The organism is Haloferax sp. AB510 (genome assembly GCF_024136985.1).
Classification (GTDB): domain Archaea; phylum Halobacteriota; class Halobacteria; order Halobacteriales; family Haloferacaceae; genus Haloferax.
This window is the reverse complement of record NZ_JAMYJY010000023.1, coordinates 1-20520: the sequence shown is the minus strand read 5'-3', so window position 1 is coordinate 20520 and position 20520 is coordinate 1. Positions and strand designations below refer to the sequence as shown.

Annotated in this window: 21 protein-coding genes, 2 tRNA genes and 1 pseudogene; 9 read left to right on the top strand and 15 right to left on the bottom strand. The window is 65.5% G+C overall.

The window, feature by feature from the left end:
* Positions 1 to 26 precede the first annotated feature (26 nt).
* From NKF06_RS06470 to NKF06_RS06460, 3 genes are all read left to right on the top strand, one after another.
* Positions 27 to 290: a glutathione S-transferase N-terminal domain-containing protein gene (locus tag NKF06_RS06470; protein ID WP_004968989.1), complete on the top strand. Its 264-nt coding sequence runs from the start codon at positions 27 to 29 to the stop codon at positions 288 to 290.
* Positions 290 to 796, top strand: a complete 507-nt coding sequence (locus tag NKF06_RS06465) for a redoxin domain-containing protein (RefSeq protein WP_058826790.1) — start codon at positions 290 to 292, stop codon at positions 794 to 796. Before NKF06_RS06470 ends, NKF06_RS06465 begins: the two co-directional genes overlap by 1 nt.
* Before the next feature lie 108 nt (positions 797 to 904).
* On the top strand, positions 905 to 1507 hold the full coding sequence (locus tag NKF06_RS06460; protein WP_058826789.1) for an L-threonylcarbamoyladenylate synthase: 603 nt from the start codon (positions 905 to 907) through the stop codon (positions 1505 to 1507).
* An 82-nt stretch (positions 1508 to 1589) separates the two neighbouring features.
* On the opposite strand, the gene NKF06_RS06455 is transcribed toward NKF06_RS06460, so the two are convergent.
* The gene (locus NKF06_RS06455; RefSeq protein ID WP_253244874.1) at positions 1590 to 2279 is read right to left on the bottom strand and encodes a hypothetical protein; all 690 of its coding nucleotides are present in this window, start codon (positions 2277 to 2279) and stop codon (positions 1590 to 1592) included.
* Between the two features lie 137 nt (positions 2280 to 2416).
* Here NKF06_RS06455 and NKF06_RS06450 point away from each other — a divergent pair, with 137 nt between their 5' ends.
* Together NKF06_RS06450 and NKF06_RS06445 are read left to right on the top strand one after the other, a co-directional pair.
* Positions 2417 to 4069 carry a fused MFS/spermidine synthase gene (locus tag NKF06_RS06450; RefSeq protein WP_253244873.1) on the top strand — a complete coding sequence of 551 codons (1653 nt, stop codon included), beginning with the start codon at positions 2417 to 2419 and terminating at the stop codon, positions 4067 to 4069.
* Positions 4070 to 4282: 213 nt separating this feature from the next.
* Complete coding sequence (locus NKF06_RS06445; protein ID WP_253244872.1) at positions 4283 to 5017, top strand: class I SAM-dependent methyltransferase; 735 nt, start codon at positions 4283 to 4285, stop codon at positions 5015 to 5017.
* A 44-nt stretch (positions 5018 to 5061) separates the two neighbouring features.
* On the opposite strand, the gene NKF06_RS06440 is transcribed toward NKF06_RS06445, so the two are convergent.
* The 8 genes and pseudogenes from NKF06_RS06440 to NKF06_RS06400 all read right to left on the bottom strand — a co-directional run bounded on the left by NKF06_RS06440 (position 5062) and on the right by NKF06_RS06400 (position 12711).
* Positions 5062 to 6540: an acetyl-CoA hydrolase/transferase C-terminal domain-containing protein gene (locus tag NKF06_RS06440; protein WP_253244871.1), complete on the bottom strand. Its 1479-nt coding sequence runs from the start codon at positions 6538 to 6540 to the stop codon at positions 5062 to 5064.
* A 1-nt stretch (position 6541) separates the two neighbouring features.
* Positions 6542 to 7109 (bottom strand): annotated as a pseudogene (locus NKF06_RS21135) (MaoC family dehydratase).
* Between the two features lie 26 nt (positions 7110 to 7135).
* Complete coding sequence (locus NKF06_RS06425; RefSeq protein ID WP_253244869.1) at positions 7136 to 7327, bottom strand: hypothetical protein; 192 nt, start codon at positions 7325 to 7327, stop codon at positions 7136 to 7138.
* Positions 7328 to 7403: 76 nt separating this feature from the next.
* Positions 7404 to 7799, bottom strand: a complete 396-nt coding sequence (locus NKF06_RS06420; protein WP_253244868.1) for a hypothetical protein — start codon at positions 7797 to 7799, stop codon at positions 7404 to 7406.
* A gap of 301 nt (positions 7800 to 8100) precedes the next feature.
* Positions 8101 to 8173, bottom strand: a tRNA-Pro gene (locus NKF06_RS06415).
* A gap of 49 nt (positions 8174 to 8222) precedes the next feature.
* The gene (locus NKF06_RS06410) at positions 8223 to 10079 is read right to left on the bottom strand and encodes an SLC13 family permease (RefSeq protein ID WP_058826784.1); all 1857 of its coding nucleotides are present in this window, start codon (positions 10077 to 10079) and stop codon (positions 8223 to 8225) included.
* A 74-nt stretch (positions 10080 to 10153) separates the two neighbouring features.
* On the bottom strand, positions 10154 to 12208 hold the full coding sequence (locus NKF06_RS06405) for a DEAD/DEAH box helicase (RefSeq protein WP_253244867.1): 2055 nt from the start codon (positions 12206 to 12208) through the stop codon (positions 10154 to 10156).
* Between the two features lie 113 nt (positions 12209 to 12321).
* Positions 12322 to 12711 carry a cupin domain-containing protein gene (locus tag NKF06_RS06400; protein ID WP_058826782.1) on the bottom strand — a complete coding sequence of 130 codons (390 nt, stop codon included), beginning with the start codon at positions 12709 to 12711 and terminating at the stop codon, positions 12322 to 12324.
* An 86-nt stretch (positions 12712 to 12797) separates the two neighbouring features.
* Here NKF06_RS06400 and NKF06_RS06395 point away from each other — a divergent pair, with 86 nt between their 5' ends.
* Positions 12798 to 13970 carry a M50 family metallopeptidase gene (locus NKF06_RS06395; protein ID WP_058826781.1) on the top strand — a complete coding sequence of 391 codons (1173 nt, stop codon included), beginning with the start codon at positions 12798 to 12800 and terminating at the stop codon, positions 13968 to 13970.
* 24 nt (positions 13971 to 13994) lie between these two features.
* On the opposite strand, the gene NKF06_RS06390 is transcribed toward NKF06_RS06395, so the two are convergent.
* Both NKF06_RS06390 and NKF06_RS06385 read right to left on the bottom strand, forming a co-directional pair.
* Positions 13995 to 14765 (bottom strand): molybdopterin-binding protein, encoded by a 771-nt coding sequence (locus NKF06_RS06390; RefSeq protein ID WP_253244866.1) that lies wholly within the window; start codon positions 14763 to 14765, stop codon positions 13995 to 13997.
* Between the two features lie 622 nt (positions 14766 to 15387).
* Positions 15388 to 15460, bottom strand: a tRNA-His gene (locus tag NKF06_RS06385).
* A 150-nt stretch (positions 15461 to 15610) separates the two neighbouring features.
* Here NKF06_RS06385 and NKF06_RS06380 point away from each other — a divergent pair.
* Positions 15611 to 16072, top strand: a complete 462-nt coding sequence (locus NKF06_RS06380; RefSeq protein ID WP_058826779.1) for a DUF5814 domain-containing protein — start codon at positions 15611 to 15613, stop codon at positions 16070 to 16072.
* Between the two features lie 40 nt (positions 16073 to 16112).
* Here NKF06_RS06380 and NKF06_RS06375 read toward each other — a convergent pair whose 3' ends face one another.
* The 3 genes from NKF06_RS06375 to NKF06_RS06365 form a co-directional block, all read right to left on the bottom strand.
* Positions 16113 to 16526, bottom strand: a complete 414-nt coding sequence (locus NKF06_RS06375) for a ribbon-helix-helix protein, CopG family (protein WP_004044633.1) — start codon at positions 16524 to 16526, stop codon at positions 16113 to 16115.
* 188 nt (positions 16527 to 16714) lie between these two features.
* On the bottom strand, positions 16715 to 17305 hold the full coding sequence (locus NKF06_RS06370; protein WP_004973682.1) for an RPA family protein: 591 nt from the start codon (positions 17303 to 17305) through the stop codon (positions 16715 to 16717).
* On the bottom strand, positions 17306 to 18241 hold the full coding sequence (locus tag NKF06_RS06365; protein ID WP_058826778.1) for a replication factor A: 936 nt from the start codon (positions 18239 to 18241) through the stop codon (positions 17306 to 17308).
* A 170-nt stretch (positions 18242 to 18411) separates the two neighbouring features.
* Here NKF06_RS06365 and NKF06_RS06360 point away from each other — a divergent pair, with 170 nt between their 5' ends.
* Both NKF06_RS06360 and NKF06_RS06355 read left to right on the top strand, forming a co-directional pair.
* On the top strand, positions 18412 to 18693 hold the full coding sequence (locus tag NKF06_RS06360; protein ID WP_058568259.1) for a hypothetical protein: 282 nt from the start codon (positions 18412 to 18414) through the stop codon (positions 18691 to 18693).
* Between the two features lie 101 nt (positions 18694 to 18794).
* Positions 18795 to 19799 carry a sugar phosphate nucleotidyltransferase gene (locus tag NKF06_RS06355; protein WP_253244865.1) on the top strand — a complete coding sequence of 335 codons (1005 nt, stop codon included), beginning with the start codon at positions 18795 to 18797 and terminating at the stop codon, positions 19797 to 19799.
* Between the two features lie 18 nt (positions 19800 to 19817).
* Here the strand turns inward: NKF06_RS06355 and NKF06_RS06350 are convergent.
* Positions 19818 to 20520, bottom strand: a 703-nt coding sequence (locus NKF06_RS06350; RefSeq protein ID WP_253244864.1) for an SDR family oxidoreductase, incomplete at its 5' end; no start/stop codon positions are given.

The following is a 20520-nucleotide window of genomic DNA, read 5'->3' as shown; positions in this document are numbered from 1 at the left end:
GGCGACGCTCTTCCCAACAGCCGTCCATGTCCGACGAGCAACCGGCGATTACGCTGTACCGACTGCAGGCGTGCCCGTACTGCGAGCGGGTCGTCCGCACGCTCGACGAGCAGGGCCTCGCCTACCAGTCGCGGTTCGTCGAGCCGATGCACTCCGACCGGAACGTCGTCAAGCGCGTCTCGGGCAAGCGCTCGGTTCCGGCCATCGTCGACGACAACACCGGCGTCACGATGTCCGAGTCGGCGAACATCGTCGAGTATCTCGAAAACACCTACGGGGAGGGAGCCTGATGGTCGACTTCGACGTCGTCGACCTCCCCGAGCACGACGCGCCGGAACCGGGCGACACCGCCCCGGACTTCACCCGTCCGCTCGTCAACGACGAATTCTGGGAGGACGCGTCTCTCTCGGACCTCACCGCCGACGGCCCCGTCCTCCTCGTGTTCCACACGATGGCGGGCGCGTTCCCGGCGACGTACGTCTGGAACGAACTCCGCGACCGCGGCGTCCCGGAGGACGTGCAGACGGTCGGCGTCTCCATCTCGTCGCCCTACGAGCACAAGTCGTTCCTCGAAGAACGCGGCGTAGACGCCCGCCTGTTCTCTGACCCCGCGGCCGGCGTCGCGGCCGACTACGACCTCGAACACGACCTCGACGGGATGGCCGGCGTCACCGAACACCGCCCCGCCGTGTTCCTCCTCGACGAGGTGCGAACGGTCCAGTACCGCTGGGTCGCCGACGAGTGGCCGGACTTCCCGGACTACGAGGAACTCGCGGACGCGCTCGCCGGCCTGTAGGCCACGCGCTCGATTCCCGTCGCGCCGTCCTGCGCTGTTCCACACCTCCGCCCCGCACGGAATCGCCGTTTCGTCACGCTTTTTCGCCCGTTTCGCGTCCGTTCGTCCATGAGCGACGACGACGTACAGCGTGCCGCCGCCGCCATTCGCCGCGGCGAGGCGGTCGTCTACCCGACCGAGACGGTCTATGGCATGGGCGCGGACGCGACGAACGCCGACGCGGTCGAACGCGTCTTCGACATCAAGGGCCGCGACCGAGACAAACCGCTCTCCGCCGGCTTTCCCGACGTGGACGCCGCGCTGGCGCACGTCGTCGCCGACGAGCGCGAGGAGGCGTTCATGCGCCGGTTCCTCCCCGGTCCGGTGACGGTCGTCGTGGAGCGACGCGACAGTCTGCCGGACGCGCTCGTCGCCGGGAAAGAGCGCGTCGGCGTCCGCGTTCCCGACCACGAACTCGCCTTGGACCTCTTCCGCGCGGCCGGGACGCCCGTCACGGCAACCAGCGCCAACCGCTCCGGCACCGGGAGCATCACGCACCCCTCGCAGCTCTCCGACGAGATTCGGGACGCCGTCGCTGTGGTCCTCGACGGCGGGACGACGCCCGGCACCGAGAGCACCGTCGTCGACCCCGGTCGCGGCGTCGTCCACCGCCGCGGCGCGATGGCAGACGATATCGAGGCGTGGTTAGACGAACACGCCGCCGACGCGTAGCCCGACGGGCGTGCCAACGAGGCGACGCGTAGCAGGCGGCGTCGCCGCCGCGGAGCCTAACCTCACCGGCCGAGCCCCCATCTCACCGGCCGAGCAGCGACGACAGCGACCACGTTTTCACGCCACAACGCCCCCGGTAGGCGCACGACTCGCACTTCGCGGAGTTTCGCAACCGCGACGGGACGAAATCGAGGTTGCGGGCGATGCGGAGCGCCCGCCGGTACGCCGCCTTGTTCCCGGTCGTGAGTCTGACTGTCCGGACGACGCCGACCGCCGGGTACTCGACCAGCGCCCGCGATACCGACGCTTCGCGCTCCCACGCGAGCGCTTTCGCCAGCGCGACGGCCCGGACGCGCTGCGGTTCCCAGACGCCGCGCTCGGGCGGTTCGCCCGGCGAGACGAGCGACGGAACCGGCGGTTGGTCGTCCTCGTCGCCGTCGTCGGGCGACCGCACGAGTTTGTGCGCGATGCCGCGGCAGTCTTTCCCCGAGAGGAGCACGTCACGGGCGACGGGGTCGGTGAGCGCGTCCCAGTCGTCGCGGTCGTGGAGGCGAGCGAGGTTCTCGCGGTACGCCGACGGCGACACCGAAATCGGTCGCGTCGCGAGTTCGTCGGCGGGGCCGTCGAGCAGGGCGGGATACTCGAAGGCGAGCGCGCGAGCGTCGCGAACCGCGGGCGGCGGCGCTCGGTCGTCGTCGCGGCGGGCGTAGTAGAGCTGTCGCGGACAGTACGCGGCGCGGGCGAGATCGGATGCGGCGACGAGGGAGGACACGGGACGGGCTGGCTCCGTTATCAGATAAGAAGGTTCGCGCGAGTGTGTCGCAGAGGCGGCGGGGTCGACCACCCCACGCGTCGTCCGGCTCGCCGCCGTGGGTGAATTAATACGGCCGCGCCCCTTGGCTTACTGACATGGCATCGACCTCCATCGGCTCGTGGTTCCGGATGACGCGTCCCGAACTCGCCGTGTTCGTCTCCGGGGTCACGAGCATGGGGTTGGAGATTCTCGCCGGTCGGATGGTCGCCCCCGAGTTCGGCAGCAGCATCTACACGTGGGGGAGCATTATCGGCGTCTTCCTCGCGGCGCTGAGCCTCGGTTACCACCGCGGCGGGCAGCGGGCCGCAGCGGCGTCGAACGGCGCGCTCGTCCGCGTCTTCATCGGCACCGCGGCCTACATCGCGGGCGTCATCCTCCTCGGCGACCTGTTCATCCAGTCGACGGCGAGCCTCCCGCTCCCGAGTCGATTCGCGTCGCTTCCGGCGATTACGCTCCTGTTCGGGCCACCGACCTACTTCCTTGGCTTCATCAGCCCCTACGCGGCCGAACTCTCCGGGCGGTCCGACGTGGGCGCGGCGTCGGGCCACGTCTACGCCGTCGGCACCGTCGGCAGCATCATCGGCGCGTTCGCGACCACGTACTTCCTCATCCCGTCTCTGAGCGTCACCAACATCGGGCTCGTCTTCGGACTCATCTCGGTCGTGACGGCGCTCGCACTCGCCCGCCCCGACATCGGCCGCGACGAGGCGGTCTGGAGCGTCGGTATCGCCGCAGTCCTCGTCCTCGCGTCGCTGACCGGCGGCGTCGGTCTCGACTCCCGCGGAACGACGGTCTACCACACCCAGACCGCCTATCAGGAGCTCCGCGTCGCCGACGCGGGCGGAACGCGGACGCTCTACCTCGACGGACAGCCCCACAGCGCGATGGACCTCGACGACCCGACGCGACACGTCTTCGACTACACCTCGTACTTCCACGTCCCGTTTCTCCTCTCGGACGACATCGACCGGGTGCTGTTCGTCGGTGGCGGCGGGTTCACCGGCCCGCGCGTGTTCTTGGAGCAGTACCCGAACGTGACCGTCGACGTGGTCGAACTCGACCCGGAAGTCGTCTCCGTCGCCGAGGAGTACTTCGGCGTCGAGGAGTCGCCGCGGCTCAACGTCCACACGATGGACGGTCGGCAGTACCTCAGAGAGACGAACCGGACGTACGACCTCATCGTCCTCGACGCCTACCGGAAGGACAAGGTCCCGTTCCAGTTGACGACTCAGGAGTTCATGCAGCTCACGTCGGACCGCCTCGACGAGGACGGTGTCCTGTTCGCCAACATCATCTCTGCGCCGAGCGGCCCAGCCTCGCAGTTCTACCGCGCGGAGTACAAGACGATGCGGTCGGTCTACCCGCAGGTGTACAGCTTCCCCACCGCGGGGAGCGTCGCCGTCCAGAACATCGAGGTCGTGGCGACGAAAGACGAGACGCTCGTGACGGCCGAGGAGCTACAGGCGCGTAATCAGCGCCGCGACATCGGCATCGACCTCGCGGCCGAACTCACGTCCTACCGGAACGACGAACCCACCGGCGACGTGCCGCTTCTCACTGACGACCGCGCGCCCGTCGATAGCCTCTTGGACCCGATGGTCGGCCAGCGATACGTCGTCCAGCGGACGAACGAGAGTGAGCGGACCGAAACCAACAGCAGTGGGAGCGACCCGCCCGAGAACGACAGCAGTGGAAGTGACCGAAACGAAGTCGATGCGAAGACGATTGCTGCCGTCGCCCGCCGTTAGCGAGGAATTAGCTAACATGCTTCTGTGCGTTTGTCAAGAGAATGAGCCAATACCGGCAGTCGGTATTCGCGGCGATACTCCCCAATCGACTCCTCCAGCCAATCAAGCAACACGGCGTGGCGGGTGCAACGCGAAAGGCACTCACCAGTCCGACGGCGGCGTATCGACATCTCTCGTCCGCCGGACCGACGGAATTGCTGCCGAGACACCGGTATGAATCCCCGCCGTCCCCGAACGAACTCGAATCGTTCGTCTCGGACCTCGGAATCGAAGCGACGCGTCGTGACGTCACCGACGCGTCGTGACGTCACCGACGCGTGGCTTGCGCTCGCGGGCGACGTACAGTTCCGTGCGGAGTTGACGGCGTCGTTCCGGCGAACCGCGACTGGCCCGGACGTGTTCTACCACAACTGGCGCGACGTTCTCTCGGTTCTCGTTCGACTCACGGAACCTGAACTGGTGGTCGAAACCGGCGTTCGTGGGGGGCTGAGTGCAGCGTATCTATTGAGCGCCCTCGACCAAAACGCTCGCGGGTCCCTCGTTTCTATCGACCTCGGAGACACCTCGGTGTTGCCGGCAGACCTCGACGACCCGGAAATCGGGTGGCTCGTCCCCCAGCGACTCCGGGAGCGCTGGGAGTTACGCTTGGGTGACTCGACGACCGAACTGCCGTCCGTTCTCGACGACAGCACGGACCTGTTCTTCAGCGACGTTCCGAATGCCATCCTCCGAGACGAGTTGGCGATAGCGGCGACACGGATGCGACCGGGGTCGATTATCGTCACCTGTTGTCCAGTCGGGTCGGCCGCCGAAGCGACGTGGAACGAGTTCGCCGACGCCGCGCTCACGAACACCGCGCGAGCGACGCGATGGGTGTCTGAAGACGGTCGTTCGGACCTCTGTGCCGGTATCCTGGGGGACGACTGCGCGGGTGGATTCGAGGCGTAACTCGCACTGCATTCGTCCCCGCACTATTTCTCCGATTGCCTGCCTCACCCCTCAGACTGCCAGTCGAAGGCTCGTGACAGGTCGTGTGGGATGTGACCGCCGCCTCGTTCTGCCCGCTTCAGATACCGGCGGAGGTCGCTTCGATACTCGGGGTGCGCGCAGTGTTCGACCATCTCTTCGGCTCGTTCTCGCGGTGCGAGTCCGCGCAAGTCGGCGACGCCCTGTTCCGTAATCACGATTGAGATGTCCTGTTCGGTGTGGTCGACGTGTGGAACCATCGGCACGATGCGCGAGATGGCGCCTTCCTTTGCGGTCGACGACAGCGCCACAATCGGAACGAGTGCGTTTCGATTGAAGTCCCCACTTCCGCCGATGCCGTTCATCAGGTGCGTCCCACCGAGGTGCGTCGAATTAACGTGTCCATAGAGGTCGACTTCGAGGGCGCTGTTGACGCCGACGACGCCGAAGCGGTTGACGACCGCCGGGTTGTTGGAGATGTCCGACGGCCGGAGCACGACGTTCTCTGCGTAGCGGTCGATATCTTCGCAGAGCCGGTCTTGGCCGTCTTCGGACAGCGCGAGCGACGTTGCACTCGCCACGTCGAGCAGTCCGTCGTCGAGCAGGTCCAAGAGGCCGTCCTGTATCACCTCGCCGTAGTAGTTGACCTCGCGGTCGCCGAAGTCGAAGTCGCCGAGCGCGCCCATAAGCGCGTTTCCGAGACTTCCGACGCCGAACTGGAGTTGAATCGACTCCGCGAAGACCGGGTTGTCGTGAATCTCGTCGGCCAGAAACTCCAGGAGGTTCGCCACGATAGCGCGGTCGGCCGCGGTCGGCTCGCGGAACGTGTACGAGGTGTCTCGGCGCTCGGTTCTCGTGACGCCGACGAGCTTCTCGCTCGGGAACTGGATTCGCGGCGTCCCGATTCGCTCGCCGGGGTGAGTCAGCGGAATCGGCTCGCGATTGGGCGGTCGCCCCGGCCGGTAGACGTCGTGTATCGCTTCGAGCCCTCGCGGGAGCGAGTCGTTGATTTCGACGATGAGCCGGTCTGCGGCGGCGACGTACGCCGGCGTCGGCCCGATGGACAGCGAGGGAACGAGCCAGTCGTCGCCCACAGCGACTGCCTCGACGACCGCGATGTCGACGCCGACGTGCTGCCCGAGTTCGATTTCGTCGCTGAGGCGGGAGATGTGGCTGTCGTGAAACGCGATTTGGCCCTCGTTAATCGCCGCACGGACCTCCGGTGTGACCTGATAGGGATACCGGCGCTCGATAGCTCCCGCTTCGACGAGCAGCGTGTCGATTTCCTCGCCGACGCTGCCGCCGCTGACGATAGTCAACGAGAGGTCGCGGTCGCTCTCGGCGAGTGCGAGCGGCACGGCCTTCGGGTAGCCGACACTCCCGAAGCCACTCGTCGCGAGGGTTGCATCCGCCGGAATCGACGCCGCGAGCGTCTCGGCATCTTGGACGGTGACTGACCCGTGGATTCGATTCCCGCTCGGCTGGCTGTGGTTTTCGTCGGTCATCTCAGTTCACATCCTCCGGTTGGGTGCCGATTCCTTCCAACCAGCCAGGTGGCATGGCCGCGCTCGGTTGGGCGGACTCGCGTTTCAACACCATCGCGGTTCGTTCGAGCGACAACACGAGGTCGCCGTCTTGGTTGTACGCACGAAGCTCCGTCGTGACGAGGCCGACGTGGTCTCGCGACTCGCTGGCTCGGGTTTCGAGCACCTCCGATTCGGCGAATATCGTATCGCCGTGATAGACCGGTGCGTGGTGTTTAAACCCTGTCGTAGCCGAGATTCGCTGTTGCGTTCATGGTCACGTCGATGACGCTCATGCCGACCGCGAGCGCGATAACGACCGTCCCGTTGACGAGGCGTTCACCGAACTCCGTCTGGCTCGCGTAGGCCTCGTTGAAGTGCATCGGATTGAGGTTCATCGTCACGTTCGTCAGCCACACGTCGTCAGTCTCGGTGACGGTTCGGCCGAACGGGTGTTTGTACACGTCGCCGACGCGGAAGTCTTCGAAGAAGCGTCCGTGCCAGCCGCTGACGAGTCGGCGTTCGGGTGTGTGGGGTGAGCTTTCGGTCATTGACACTCAGTTTCGCGCTCCGAACGTTACTCTGTTCTGTCGAGTGCGCCCCGGTATGCACGCGGTCCCGCGACGGCTGCAGTCCCCAGTATCATCAGCGTCACTCCCGTTTCGAGTCGTTGACTCGCAACGACAGTGGGCGTGAGCATCCCGGTCAAAAGGAGGACGCCGACGAGAAACATGATACTGCCGAGGACATCGAGGGGTTGAATATTCACCTTGGTTGAGGGGATTCCCGCTCGTCGCAAAAGCCTTATTGCTGCTACCGGGGGGTTCCGCGGTGACGGATGGCGATTACTGTTTGAAAAACTCTATCTTGAACTCCTTTAGGACGTGGATGATGAGAGATTGACTTTTCTCTCCGGTTACCTTCCATTGCGTACTGCGTTGGGCACGTTTCTCGTCTACTATCGACTCCGCTTCGACCTGTACGTCGTACGTTCCCGGGCGAACAACGTCAGTGAGAGTTGAGCGGTAGCCGTTCGCTGGTGGTTTTTTGGATCTATTACGGTATACTTGCTTAGGATTCGAAAATACTCCGCCGTCACGACGTATCGTAATCTCGACCCAAATCTTCTGTTCTGTGAGATTCCCAATCTGAATGTTTCCGCTTTCATCGGGGGTTAGCGAACAGCCAGCAAGCGGAACGGTCCCGACAGTTGCGGCGATGAATTGGCGTCTGGAGGGCACAATTATTCAATAAATTGCCACGAATATGCGTCTTCTGTATCTCACGTCCTCCCAGCACAGAATCACTAAATAACATTTGACAAATAGATATAGATAATAACGAGGGGTGTGAATAGCGCTTTATTTCATGATCAATTGTGTTTTATAATTTCAATTGTCCGTTCAATATATATGTCTGGTGTGTCACCACCCGCAATGCTCGCATTCCCGAGGCTTCGCCTCGGTGAATAGGAGCATCATGCCAACCACCGCTGTTGGCTGTTGAAACCGGCAAAAACGGCCGATTCAGCCTTAATGGGTATGGGACCGCCCGGATTTGAACCGGGGTCACGGGCACCCAAGGCCCGAAGTATACCAGGCTAACCCACGGTCCCGCATATACGTCTCTCCCCGTCGCGGAGTAAAGGGTTTCGTTCCGCCCCGTCAGGTCAGGGGGAAGAAGTACGCGACGCCGAGCGTCGTCACGACCCCGAGAAGCAACTGTAGCGGGCCGCCGACGCGGATGTAGTCCGTGAACTTGTAGCCGCCGGGGCCATAGACGAACAGATTCGTCTGGTAGCCGACGGGAGTCATGAAGGCTGTCGAGGCCGCGAACATGACCGCGAGGACGAACGAGAACGGGTCGGCCCCGAGCGTCGTCGCGGCCTCGATGGCGACCGGAATCATGAGCACGACGCTCGCGTTGTTCGAGATGACGTTCGTCAGGAGCGCCGTCACGAAGTAGAACACCCCGAGGACGGCGATAAGGGGGAGGAAATCACCGGTCATCACGACCAGTTCCGCGAGGAGTTCGGCGGCCCCGGAGTTCTCCATCGCGATGCCGAGCGGGATGACGCCCGCGAGGAGGAAGATGATGTCCCACTGAACGGCGTCGTACAACTCGGTCGGCCGGAGACACTTCGTGGCGACCATGGCGAGCGCGCCGAGGAGCGCGGCGACGACGATGGGCAGGAAGTTGAGCGCGGCGAGCGCGACAACGCCGGCGACGATGCCGACTGCGACGGGAATCTTCGACTCGCGGTAGTCGTGGCGCTCGATTTCCTGGGCGACGATGAAGTTGCGGTTGTTGTCGAGGCGCTCGATGCTCTCGACGGTCGCCTGCACGAGGAGCGTGTCGCCGACGCGGAGCGGGAGGTTGTCCATCCGCCGGCGGATGAGTTCGCCGCCGCGGCGGAGCGCGAGCACGGTCGCGTCGTACCGCTGTCTGAAACTCGCCGAGGCGAGCGACTCGCCGACCAGTGCCGACCCCGGTGCGACGACGACTTCGACGAGGTTCTGGCCGCGGTCGGCGAGTTCGAGTTCGTCTTCGGTGACGGTCGCCGGTACGAGGTCGAGTCCCTCTACGTCGAGCAGTTCGACGAGCGTGTTGCGGTCGGTCCGGAGGGTGAACACGTCGCCCGGCTGAATCTCCTTCGGGCCGAGCGGTTCGAGGAAGACGCTCTCGCCGCGGATCAGCTGGAGGAGGTCCACGTCGAACTCGGTTTCGACGAGCGCCCGCTGGACCTGTTGGCCGACGAGCGGGGAGTCCTCGCGGACGACGACCTCGGTCAGGTAGTCGGCCATCTCGAACTCCTCGGTGAGGTCGCGCCGGGGCTCGATTCGCGCCGGCGTGAGCCGCCGGCCGATTGTCATGAGGTAGACGACGCCGACGGCCATGACCACCGCGCCGAGCGCAGTGAACTCGAACATCGAGAAGGGCGCTTCGCCCGTGATGCGCGAGTAGACGTCGCTGGCGAGGATGTTGGTCGAGGTCCCGATGAGCGTCAGCATGCCGCCGAACATCGAGGCGTACGACAGCGGTAAGAGGAGCTTCGAGGGTGAGGTCTGCCCGCGCTCGGCGAGATCGGTCACCATCGGAAGCAGGATGGCGACCGCGGCGGTGTTGTTGATAAAGCCGGAGATGGGGCCGACGACGCCGACGGTCGCGCCGAGTTGCCGGAGTTCGCTATCGCCGGTGAACGTCGATATCTTCGCGCCTAGAAGCTGGATGATACCGGTTCGCTGGACGCCCTCGCTGAGGATGAACATCGCGAGGACGGTCAGCGTCGCCGTGTTGGCGAACCCTGAGAGGGCGTCGCCGGGGTAAGAGTCGAAGAGAACGATAGGTGCGCCGAGCATCCCCGCCGAGGCGAGCGCCTCCGAGGCGGGTTGAATCAGCATCAACGACACCATCACGCCGATTGCTGTCACGTCGACCGGCACGGGCTCGGTCGCGAAGAACGCCAACGCGACGAGGATGACGGCGAAGACGACGAGGATATCCGGCGTTATCGCTACCACGCGGTCATCGACGCGTCGGCGGCCAAAAAGCGTGCGGGATTCGGAATATCAGCCTCGGCCGAGCGTGTCGGTCGCTACCGGCCTTCCTCGTCGAGTTCGAGGTCGGCGACGATTTCGTACGGCGACGACCCCTTTCGGATGCCGTCGAGGATGGCGAACGCCTCTCTCGGCGAGAGGAACTGCCGCGTCACGGCGAGCCCGAGCGGGGTCGGGTCGAGGCCGTCGATGAAGCCCCACTCCAGAAGCTTGCCCACTGCGTGGGTCGTCGGCACCTCGCCGAGCATCCGGTTGTTGAGCGCCTTCGCTTTCTTGCCGGCGACGACGATGTTCGCCAGCGTCTCTTCGACCGCCGAGGACTGGTCGTACACCGTGCGAACCTCCTCCATCTCGCCTTTGAGGAGCTTGAACGCGACCTCGTCTTCGGTCATCTCCATCGTGTTGTGATAGCTGGCGTCGGGTTCGACGAGCAGGTAGACGACGCCCTTGTCGTGGTAGTCGGGGCGGCCGGCGCGGCCGAGCATCTGGCTGAACTCCTGGACGGAGAGCCACTCGATGCCCATCGCCAGCGTGTCGAAGATGACCTGTGACGCCGGGAAGTCGACGCCGGCGGCGAGCGCGGCGGTCGTCACGACGGCCGCGAGGTCCTGATTGGCGAACTGTCGTTCGACGCGCTTTCGCTGGCCGTAGTCCAGGCCGGCGTGGTACGCCGCGGCGTTGTAGTCTATCTTCCGGGAGATCTCGTGACACCGCCGCCGCGAGTTGGTGAAGATGATGGTCTGGCCGCGGTAGCCCTTCGAGGACTTCGAGTCGAACGCCTGCCGCACGAGGCGGTTTTCGATGCGCGGCTTCTCTTGGCCGTCGGCGAAGGTCACGTGGCGCTCGATGGGGACGGGGCGGTCCTCGTACTCGACGAGATTGGCCCGGAGGTTCTGGGCGAGCCACTTCGGGTTCCCGACGGTCGCAGAGAGGTAAATCCACTGCGCGCCGCCGTAGCTCTCGCGACGCTTCGCCCGGGCCTCGCAGTAGTGTTTGAGGCGAGCTATCATCCCGTCGAGGCGGTGGCCGCGTTCCTCTTCTTTCAGGGTGTGAACCTCGTCGATGACGACCGTGCCGATGTCGCCGAGTTCCTTACCCGTTCGGAGGGCGTGGTCGATGCCCTCGTAGGTGCCGACGATGACGTCGGCGTTCGGGTCGAAGCGGTTGCCGTCGTCGTTGATTCGGCTCGCGCCGACGCGGATGGTCACCTTGCCGAGGTGGCCGTAGCGCTCCTTGAAGTCCTCGTGCTTCTGGTTCGCGAGCGCGACCAGCGGGACGAGAAACAGCATCTTCCCGTCGTCGTTCAGCATTCGGTTGATGCCGGCGAGTTCGCCGACGAGCGTCTTCCCGGTCGCCGTCGCGCTCACGACGAGTTGGTCGTCGCCGTCGAGCAGTCCGTTGTCGATGGCGAGGCTCTGGACGGGGAGCAGGGTGTCGAAGCGCTCGGTCAGCATCGACTTCAGGTTCGGGTGGAGGTCGAGCGTGCTCGTCTCGACCAGCTCCACGTCCTCGGTCGTCGCACTGATGGTGTCGAATTTCGTCAGGTCGGGGTCCAACTCGCCCTGCAGTAAGTTCGTGATGCGGGTCAGGTCGCCCGTCTCGTAGAGGAGTTCCTCTAGGCGCTCTTGGGCCGCCTGCGTGAGCCCGCCCGCGAAGGAGAGTTCACCCTCCAGTTCTTGGACGGCGCAGTCGCGACAGATGTGCTCGTGTTCGGCCTTGATGGCCGTGTCGTCGGTGATGGGCGAGTACCGACCGTTGACGGCGCAGCGGCGGCAGGTCCGAACCGTCAGCGCCTCCAACTGGTAGCCGTCGAGCATCTCTTTCAGCTCGTCGCGGCCGGCTTTCGGCGTCTGTTGTGAGATGCGGATACGGGCGGCTGATCGGGCGAGCTCGACGAACTGACTCGGGTCGCGCGGCGAGTCGTTTCCCTTTCGAGTCACCAGAAAGCGCAGGGGACGAGGCCCCGCGTTCGTCTCTTTGAGTTCGAGCTTGCCGCGGAGCACCCGCTTTCCGTCCCGGCGGGCGACGACGAGGTAGTCGTCTCCCGTCTGGTGGAGAAACAGCGTGTCGACGCGGGTGACCTGTTTAGACACGGTGCCTGCTACGGCGACGTGGTATTTCAGCGATTCGCCTGCGAACGCTCTCGACAGCGACCCGCATGCGGCTCCGCACCTCGACCGCTACGGCCACCGCCCCTTGACCACGCTCAGGCGTCGGCGTCGTCGGCGAGTTCGATGGCGTCGTCGCCGTTGGGGACCGCACAGAGGAACGACCCCTCCTCGTCGGACTCGTTTCGGTACCAGTGGACGACGCCGGCGGGAATCAAAAGCGAGTCGCCGGCTTCGACCTCGTACTCTTCGTCGCCGATGCCGACGACGTACCGACCCGAGAGGACGTACTGCTCGTGTTCGACCTCATTGGTGTGTTTCGGCACCGACGCGTCGGGGTCGAGGACGAACCGCCGGATGGCAAAGTTCGGCGCGCCGTCGGCCTCGGAGACGAGGACGCCCTTCGACATCCCGTCGGCCGCGCCGACCCGCTCGTACTCGATGTCCGCGCTCCGCTTGACCACCGGCTCCGGTCGGGAATCGCTCATGACTCCCCGTCGATTGCCCGCCCGCGTAAGCATTTCCCCGTCTCTCCGCCCTGATTGCTTAAGGCCCCTCCGGGGTTACTACGGGTATGCGAGGAATCCGCATCGGTAGCGCCTTCGGCATCCCGATAAAGTTGGATCTCACGTTCCTCATCGTTCTCCCGCTTTTCGCGTGGCTCATCGGCTCGGACGTGGCGAATCTCGCGCTCGTCGTCAACGACCTCTTCGGCGCGAACATCGACGGCGCGGCCATCTCCGCGGGGTCGATGCAGTGGGTGCTCGGGAGCGCGGCCGCCATCGGCCTGTTCGCGGGCGTCCTGCTCCACGAGTTCGGCCACTCGCTCGTCGCCATGCGCTACGGCTACGAAATCGAGTCCATCACGCTCTGGCTCTTCGGTGGCGTCGCCCGGTTCAAGGAGATACCCGAGGACTGGAAACAGGAGTTCACCATCGCCGTCGCCGGCCCGCTCGTCTCGGTCGCCATCGGCGTCGTCTCCTACGCCGGCTTCCTCCTGCTCCCCGAGTCGCAGGCCCCCGCGCAGTTCGTCCTCGGCTACCTCGCGCTGGTGAACGTCTCGCTCGCCGTGTTCAACATGCTCCCCGGCTTCCCGATGGACGGCGGGCGTGTCCTCCGGGCGCTTCTCGCGCGCAACCGTCCGCACGCGAAAGCGACCCAGATGGCCGCCGAGGTCGGCAAGGTGTTCGCGTTCCTGCTCGGCCTGTTCGGCCTCTTCTTCAACCTGTTTCTCGTCGCACTCGCCTTCTTCATCTACATGGGCGCGTCCGGCGAGGCCCAACAGACGGTCCTCAAGGCGACGTTCCAGGACGTGATCGTCCGCGACATCATGACCGGCCGCGAGGACCTCGACGTGGTCGACGAGCGGACCTCCGTCGCGGAGCTTCTCGAACGCATGTTCGTCGAACGCCACACGGGCTACCCGGTCCTCAGAAACGGCAACCTCGTCGGTATGGTCACCCTCGACGACGCCCGCGGCGTCAAAGAGGTCGAACGCGACGCCTTCCGCGTGGACGACATCATGAGCGACGAACTGGCGACCATTACCCCCGATGCCGACGCGATGGACGCCATCGCGCTCATGCAGGAACGCGGCGTGGGCCGCCTCCCGGTCGTCGACGAGGCGGGCGAACTCGTCGGGCTCGTCTCCCGGTCGGACCTCGTCACCGCCTTCAACATCATCCGCAGTCGCGGGTCGCTCGACGCCATGCCCCGCTCCGACGCCGGCCTCGCCCAACTCCGCTGACCGGCCAGCCGCCCGCTGGCTTGGTTACTCGCCGTCTGTTTTCTCTCCGCGCGCCGCCATCACGGCCGCCTCGTTCTCGTAGAGGTCGACCGCCGCGTTCGCCCGGAACCACGCCATCGCCTCGTCGAGCACCGCCGGGTCGCCACCGGTGAGTTTGATTCGCGTCGGCCCGCCGCTGTTGGGGTAGCTCCCGACGCCGACGCCGAACCGCTCGGCGACCTCCCCGAGTTCCCGGGCGACGGCCCCTTCCGGCGCATCGGCGTAGCACTCCCGCGACTGCGCGTCGCCCGCGAACCGCTCAGCGATGGAGTCGAACATCGGCTTCATCTCCGTGGGGATACCCGGCAGGACGTAGACGTTCCCCGCCCGACAGCCGGGTGCGAGGCCCTCTTCGTTCGGGAGTACCTCGGCGTCGGCGGGCATCGAGGCGTACCACTCCGGTTCGAGGTCGAAGTCGATGTCGGGCCGGCGTTCGAGAATCGCCGCGATGGTCGCTTCGACCTGCGTTTCGGCCTCGTCGTTGACGACGAACGCCCTGTCGAGACCGGCGGCGACGGCCTCCATCGTGATGTCGTCCGGCGTCCCGCCGAGGCCGCCGGTGACGAGCACGGCGTCGAAGGCGGCCGCCCAGTCGGCGACCGTCTCCGCGATGACCTCGTGGTCGTCGGGGACCGTCTGAATCCGCGCCACCGTCGCCCCGCCCTCGGTGAGCCGTCTGGCCAACCACGTCGCGTTCGTGTTCTCGATGTCCCCCGCGAGCAGTTCGTTGCCGACGGTGAGGATGGCGACCTGCATGGCCGGGTCGTAGGACGCCCGATAGAAAGACGTGCTCGTTTCCGGTGTTCCCTTCGGGTTGTCGGCGACGGCCCCGCTATCGACGGTTCGAGACGGCTCTCGCTCGGCGGTTCGAGCGCCGAAAAACGAGGTGGACCGACGGCGATACTGCGGAGCGACGGTCACCCCGTCGGAACTGTTGGGCCGACGGGTGCTTCGTTGTCCTCCGGGTCGCCGCGGTTGAGTATCGCGTCGCGGATGCGGTCGAACACCGAGTTGTCCGCGCGGAGTTGGGTACTCATCCCACGTTGAATGTTAGTCAATGACACACTTGGTTCTGGTGGGAGTCTCAAGCGGGCGTGTTGTCGGCTAGGTTCGACTTCGCACATTCTCGTGAGTTCTCGCGGTGCTCGCTGACGCGAGCACACGCTCGAAAGAGTGAGAATGTAAAGAAGAGGTCCAGGTGCGAGAATTGAACGCCGTGAGGCGGAGCCTCACGTATTCACGCTCGTTTCACTCGCGTGAACCTCGGTCGCAACAAGTTGCTCCCTGGCTCAATTCTCGCAGTCGTCCCTCACAGTACATTTCGAGAATGGGTTCGCGCACGCTACGCGGCGCTCACCGGCCGAAATGTAAAGAAGAGGTCCAGGTGCGAGAATTGAACCCGCGTCTCAGCCTCCACAAGGCTGAAGGATAGTCCACTACCCCAACCCGGACACGCTGCAGTCCTTCCTAATCCGCTACGACTAAAATACGTTACGCTACGGTCCCGGAATGACAGTACGTAACAGAGCTCACCCGCGTCGCCGACGCTGCGTCGGCGAGCGGGACGCTTTTGCCGCGGAGGCCCGAAGTCACGGGTAGCAGTGGCTATCACCGACAAGATTTATCTCAAAAACCACCGCCAAATCGTCTCGCAACTGGATACGAACATCCCCAAGCGCGTCTTCAGCGGTGCGACCCTCGAAATCCTCTACTCCGGCGAGGGGCTCGCCAAGGTTGACGACGCCACCCGAGACCGCCTGCTCGACTTCGCGCAGGACTTCCTCGACTGCGAAAATTCGGACGACATCTACACCGGCTACCCCGAGCGCCAGTTCATCGAGTACCTGCTCGAACTCCGCGCGCAGGGCCTCGGCCCCGACGCCATCGTGGACGTGATGAGCGACGACTACATGGTGTACGCCTACCCCGGAGACGTGCTCTCGTTCCTCGACGACGCGGTCCGGACGCTCGAATCGGTCGAGGCGCTCGCGGACGTGGAAGGAAACAGAGAGATGCAGGACGACGCGCGGCGGGCGAAGCAGGACCTCGTCGGTCCTCGCTGAATATCGGTGAGCGTGGACGCCACAGAGGACAGTACAGCGCTTAGCCGAGGCGGAACGACGGCTCGTCGCCCGTGTCGAGGTCTTCCAGTTGGATGACCTCTTCGACGTCGTCGTGGTCGTTTTCGACCTGCTCGCGCAGGTAGTTCACGTAGCCCTTGTGCTCTTCGAGCTGTTCGCGGAGGTGTTCGGCCTCCAGTTCGAGGCGCTCGTGCTCGCGGATGAAGCTCTTGGGAACCTCCACGGTCGGGGGGAACGACTCGTCTTCCCCCTCGCGCAGCTTTTCGAGTTCGTGTTTGGGGACGACCTGCACCTGACCGTCGTGGGCAACTAACGTGTCCACGTAGTCGCGGAAGACGGCGGACAGGGAGATGTCCCGCTCCTCGGCGATCTCCCGAAGGGTCTCGAACGCGTCCTCGTTGACGCGAAACGAGATGGTCTTGTTCTTGTTGCCCATGATATTCGTCGGTCCGTGGTGAGGCCACTTAATGGTTCGTCAGACGAGGGGTCGCGGGCGTCGTGATTCGTCAAAAAAGGGGCGTATGACGGTGGAAATCGGCCGTCAGTCGGCGTTTGATACGTTTGGTGGGTTCGTCGACCGGTGCGCGCCCCGCTGACGCGTCTGGTCGCGGGCGAGACGCTCGCTTACGCGCTCAGTTCGTCGGCCTGTTCGAGGCTTTCGAGCGCGGCGATGGCGGCGCGCTTGTACTCCTCGGGGTCGAGGTCGTAGTGCTCGCGGGCCATCCGCGCGTACTCGTTGCCCTCGTCGTCGAACGCCGCGATGCGGTCGAGCGTCTTGTCCGCGGTCTCGGTCACCCAGCGGTCGCGCGTGGCCGCGTCGACCTCGGTGATTGACTCGGGGCGGACGGAGACGTTGATGCTGCCGTCGTCGGTCTCGTAGGTCCGCGGCTTGCCGACGACCGCGACGTAGGCGGGCGCGTCGAGGTCGCGCAGCGCGCTGGCAGCCTCGGGCTGATACTGGCCGGCGTAGACGAAGAACGTCCCCGTCGGGTCGACGATGCGACCGCGCCAGTACTCGTTGTCCTCGCCGACGTCTTCCTTCTCGGTCAGCGTGCCGACGAGGAAGACGCGGTTCGCGCTCTCTCCCGTCGGGAGCAGCAGGTAGACGGGCGCGCGCTCGTCGTCGGACTCTTTGAACGTGTAACCGGCGTCGTTGAACTCCTGTGCGAAGACGCGCCGGGCGACCTCTCGGGTGGGGATTTCGTTGGAACTCATTTACATCGACCTCGCTTTGATGAGCAGTTCTTCTGCGTCCGCCGGCTCGCTCAGCCGCTCGACTTCGTTGGCGAGCACGTACCGACCCAGCGTCGGGCCGGTGACGCGGTAGTAGAACCCCACGAGGTCACCGCGCATCTCCTCTTCGACGATGGTGGTGTCGAGGGCGTCCATGGCCATCTGCTTCGCCTCGTCCAGTTCGATACCGGTCAGCTCCTCCGTCATCTCGCGGTTGAAGATGACTTCGTGGACCTCCTCGCCGTCGTCGACGACGGCCTTGATGCGGAGGTCGAACTCGCCTTCGACGCTGCCGTGTTCGGAACAGCGCCCGTTCTGGAGGACGCGCGTACAGCCCTCCTCGGGACAGCGCTTGATGAGGCCGCTCCCGGACTGGATGTCCACGAGCGCGCCCTCGACGCTGGTCGAGTCGTCGCCGACTTCGATTTCCTCGTCGAGTTCGGTGATGCTCGTCGTCCGGTTGAGCTTCACGGAGAAGTTGCCTTGGTACTCGTCTGTGACGACGTTGCCGAGCGCGTACGACTTCCCCTCTTCGAGTTCGGGGAGTTCGGACGTGGTGAAGGCGATGAACTTCATCCGCCCGGAGTCGTCGCCGAGCAGGCCGACCTGCGCGACGGACTCGCTCCGGGGTTCCCAGAGTTCGACGACCTTCGCGCGCACGTCGACCCACTGCTCGTCTTGGTCGATGTCGTTGAGCAGGGTCTGTTCGTTCCCGCCGGAGCCGCCGGCGAGCTCGTCGCGCTCGATGCCGGCCTCGTCGAGGTAACTGTTGACGACGCTCCGCCGCGCTTCGTCGACGGGGACACGGTACTCGCTGACGAGGCTCTCTAATCGTTCTTCGACTTCGTCCGCGGACACGTCTAGGTGGTCCGAGAACTGGTCGGCTATCTCAGCCGCGTGGGTTCGCAAATCAGTCATGGTCTACCTCGCCTCCACCTTGGTTTCCATTGGGAGGCATACTGAGCTTGGATGCGTACTCATATAAAAAGTTGCAAACGGCGCAGTGAAAGTGAACGTCACGCCGGAGAGCGCGTCAGAACCGTCGCACCGAGCGAGGAATTGATAGCCTCGGAGACGCATTCGACAGCATGGACGACCGCCTCGAAAGCATCATTCGCAGCGCCGCTCGAAACGCCGGCAAGCGCTACGAGGAGGCCAAACGCGCCTATCGAGACGGTCGCGACTCGTCTCCGGCGCACTCCCTCCCGCGGGACGGTGAGGGCCGCGCCAAAATCGTCTGTCGCCGCCACGCCGAGCGCCGCGCCGTCGCCGTCGACGGGAAGGGCCGCCCCGCCTGCTTCGACCCCGACCACCCCGACTGTCAGGGCTGTGTCGAGGACATCCGCGAAGGGATGGTCGAGACGTGGTAGGCGGAATAGTCGAGCCGTGGGCAGCGATATAGTCGGCGACGTGGCCGGTGACGTAGGTCGCGACGTGGTACGGTTTTGAGGCTGTAGCGCCACCCACCGATATGGACCGACCACTCGTCGCGCTCGTCCTCGCCGGCGGCACCGGCACCCGCCTGTACCCCGCGAGCCGGAGCGACCGGCCCAAACAGTTCCTCCCGCTCGGCGGCGACCGCTCTCTCCTCGCCGAGACCGTCGCCCGCGCCGATTTCGCCGACCACGTCGCTGTCTCGACGCGCCCAGAGTTCGCGGACGGCGTCGCCCACCACGCGCCCGACGCCGAGGTCGTGGTCGAACCCGCGGCCAAGGACACCGGTCCGGCGCTCGTCTACGCGACCCACCGAATCGCCGAGTTGTACGACGACCCGGTCGTCGTCGTCCTCCCGAGCGACCACCACGTCGGCGACGGCTTCGCCGAGGCGATGACCCGCGGCGCACGCGTCGCCGCCGACACCGGCGCACTCGTCGCCTTCGGCGTCGACCCGACCCGCCCGGACACCGGCTACGGCTACATCGAACCCGGCGCGGACCGCGGCGACTACCGCGACCTCGCCGCGTTCCACGAGAAGCCGGACGCCGAGACGGCCGCCCGCTACGTCGAGGAGGGCTACCTCTGGAACGCCGGGATGTTCGCGTGGACGCCCGAGGCGCTGTTTTCCGCTGCGCGCGACTCGCCGCTCGCGCCCCTCCTCGACGCTCTCGACGCCGGCGACACGGACGCCGGATTCGAGGCGGTCGGGGGCGTCAGCATCGACTACGCGGTGATGGAGCGCGCCGCCGACGCGGCGGTCGTCCCGGTCCACTTCGAGTGGGACGACCTCGGTTCGTGGGACGCCCTCGAACGAATCGTCGACGCCGACGAAGACGGCAACGTCGCGCTCGGCGACGACCCGGTGTTCGTCGACGCCGCCGACAACGTGGTCGCTACCGACGGCGCGAACGTCTCGCTCGTCGGCGTCTCCGACCTCGCGGTCGTCGCGTGGGGCGACCGCGTGCTCGTCGTGCCGAAAGAACAAGCGCAGAACGTCCGCGACGCGGTCTCGGTCCTCCGCGACCGCGACGCGTTCTGAGACGGGTCGAGCGCCGCGTCAGGCGCTCCGCAGTCGCCCGCCGTCGACTGGGACGCAGGCCCCGGTGACGAAGCTCGCGCGGTCACTGGCGAGGAACGCGACCACGTCGCCGAGTTCGCGCGGGTCACCGACGCGGCCCAGCGGAATCCCGTCGGACCACGAGTCGAGGCCCTCCTCGTAGGTGTCGTGGTCGCCGCGCTCGACGGCCGCCTCGACCAGTTCCTCGATGCGACTCGTCTCGTGTGCGCCCGGCAGCACCGCGTTCACCCGCACGCCCGGCGCGAGTTCGCGCGACAGCGACTTCACGAGGCCGATGACGCCGCGTCGGACCGCGTTCGAGAGGATGAGGTCGTCGATGACCTCCCTGACGGAGGTGGAGGTGATGCAGGTAATCGTGCCCGCGTCGCTCGCTTCGAGGTGCGGCCGCGCCGCCCGCACGGTCCAGACGGCGCTCATGACGAGCATGTCGAACGCGCCGTACCACTCCTGTTCGGTCAGGTCGGCGAAGCCGCCCGGCGGCACGCCGCCGGCCGAGGTGACGACGTGGTCGACGCCGCCGAACTCCTCGACGGCCGCCTCGACGAGCGCCTCGACGTCGTGCTTGCTCGTGATGTCGGTCTCGACGCCGAGCACGTCGCCGTCGAGGTCGCCCAGTTCCGATTCGGTCGCCGCGAGGCGCTCCGGGTCGCGCCCGCAGACGACGACGTTCGCTCCTTCGTCG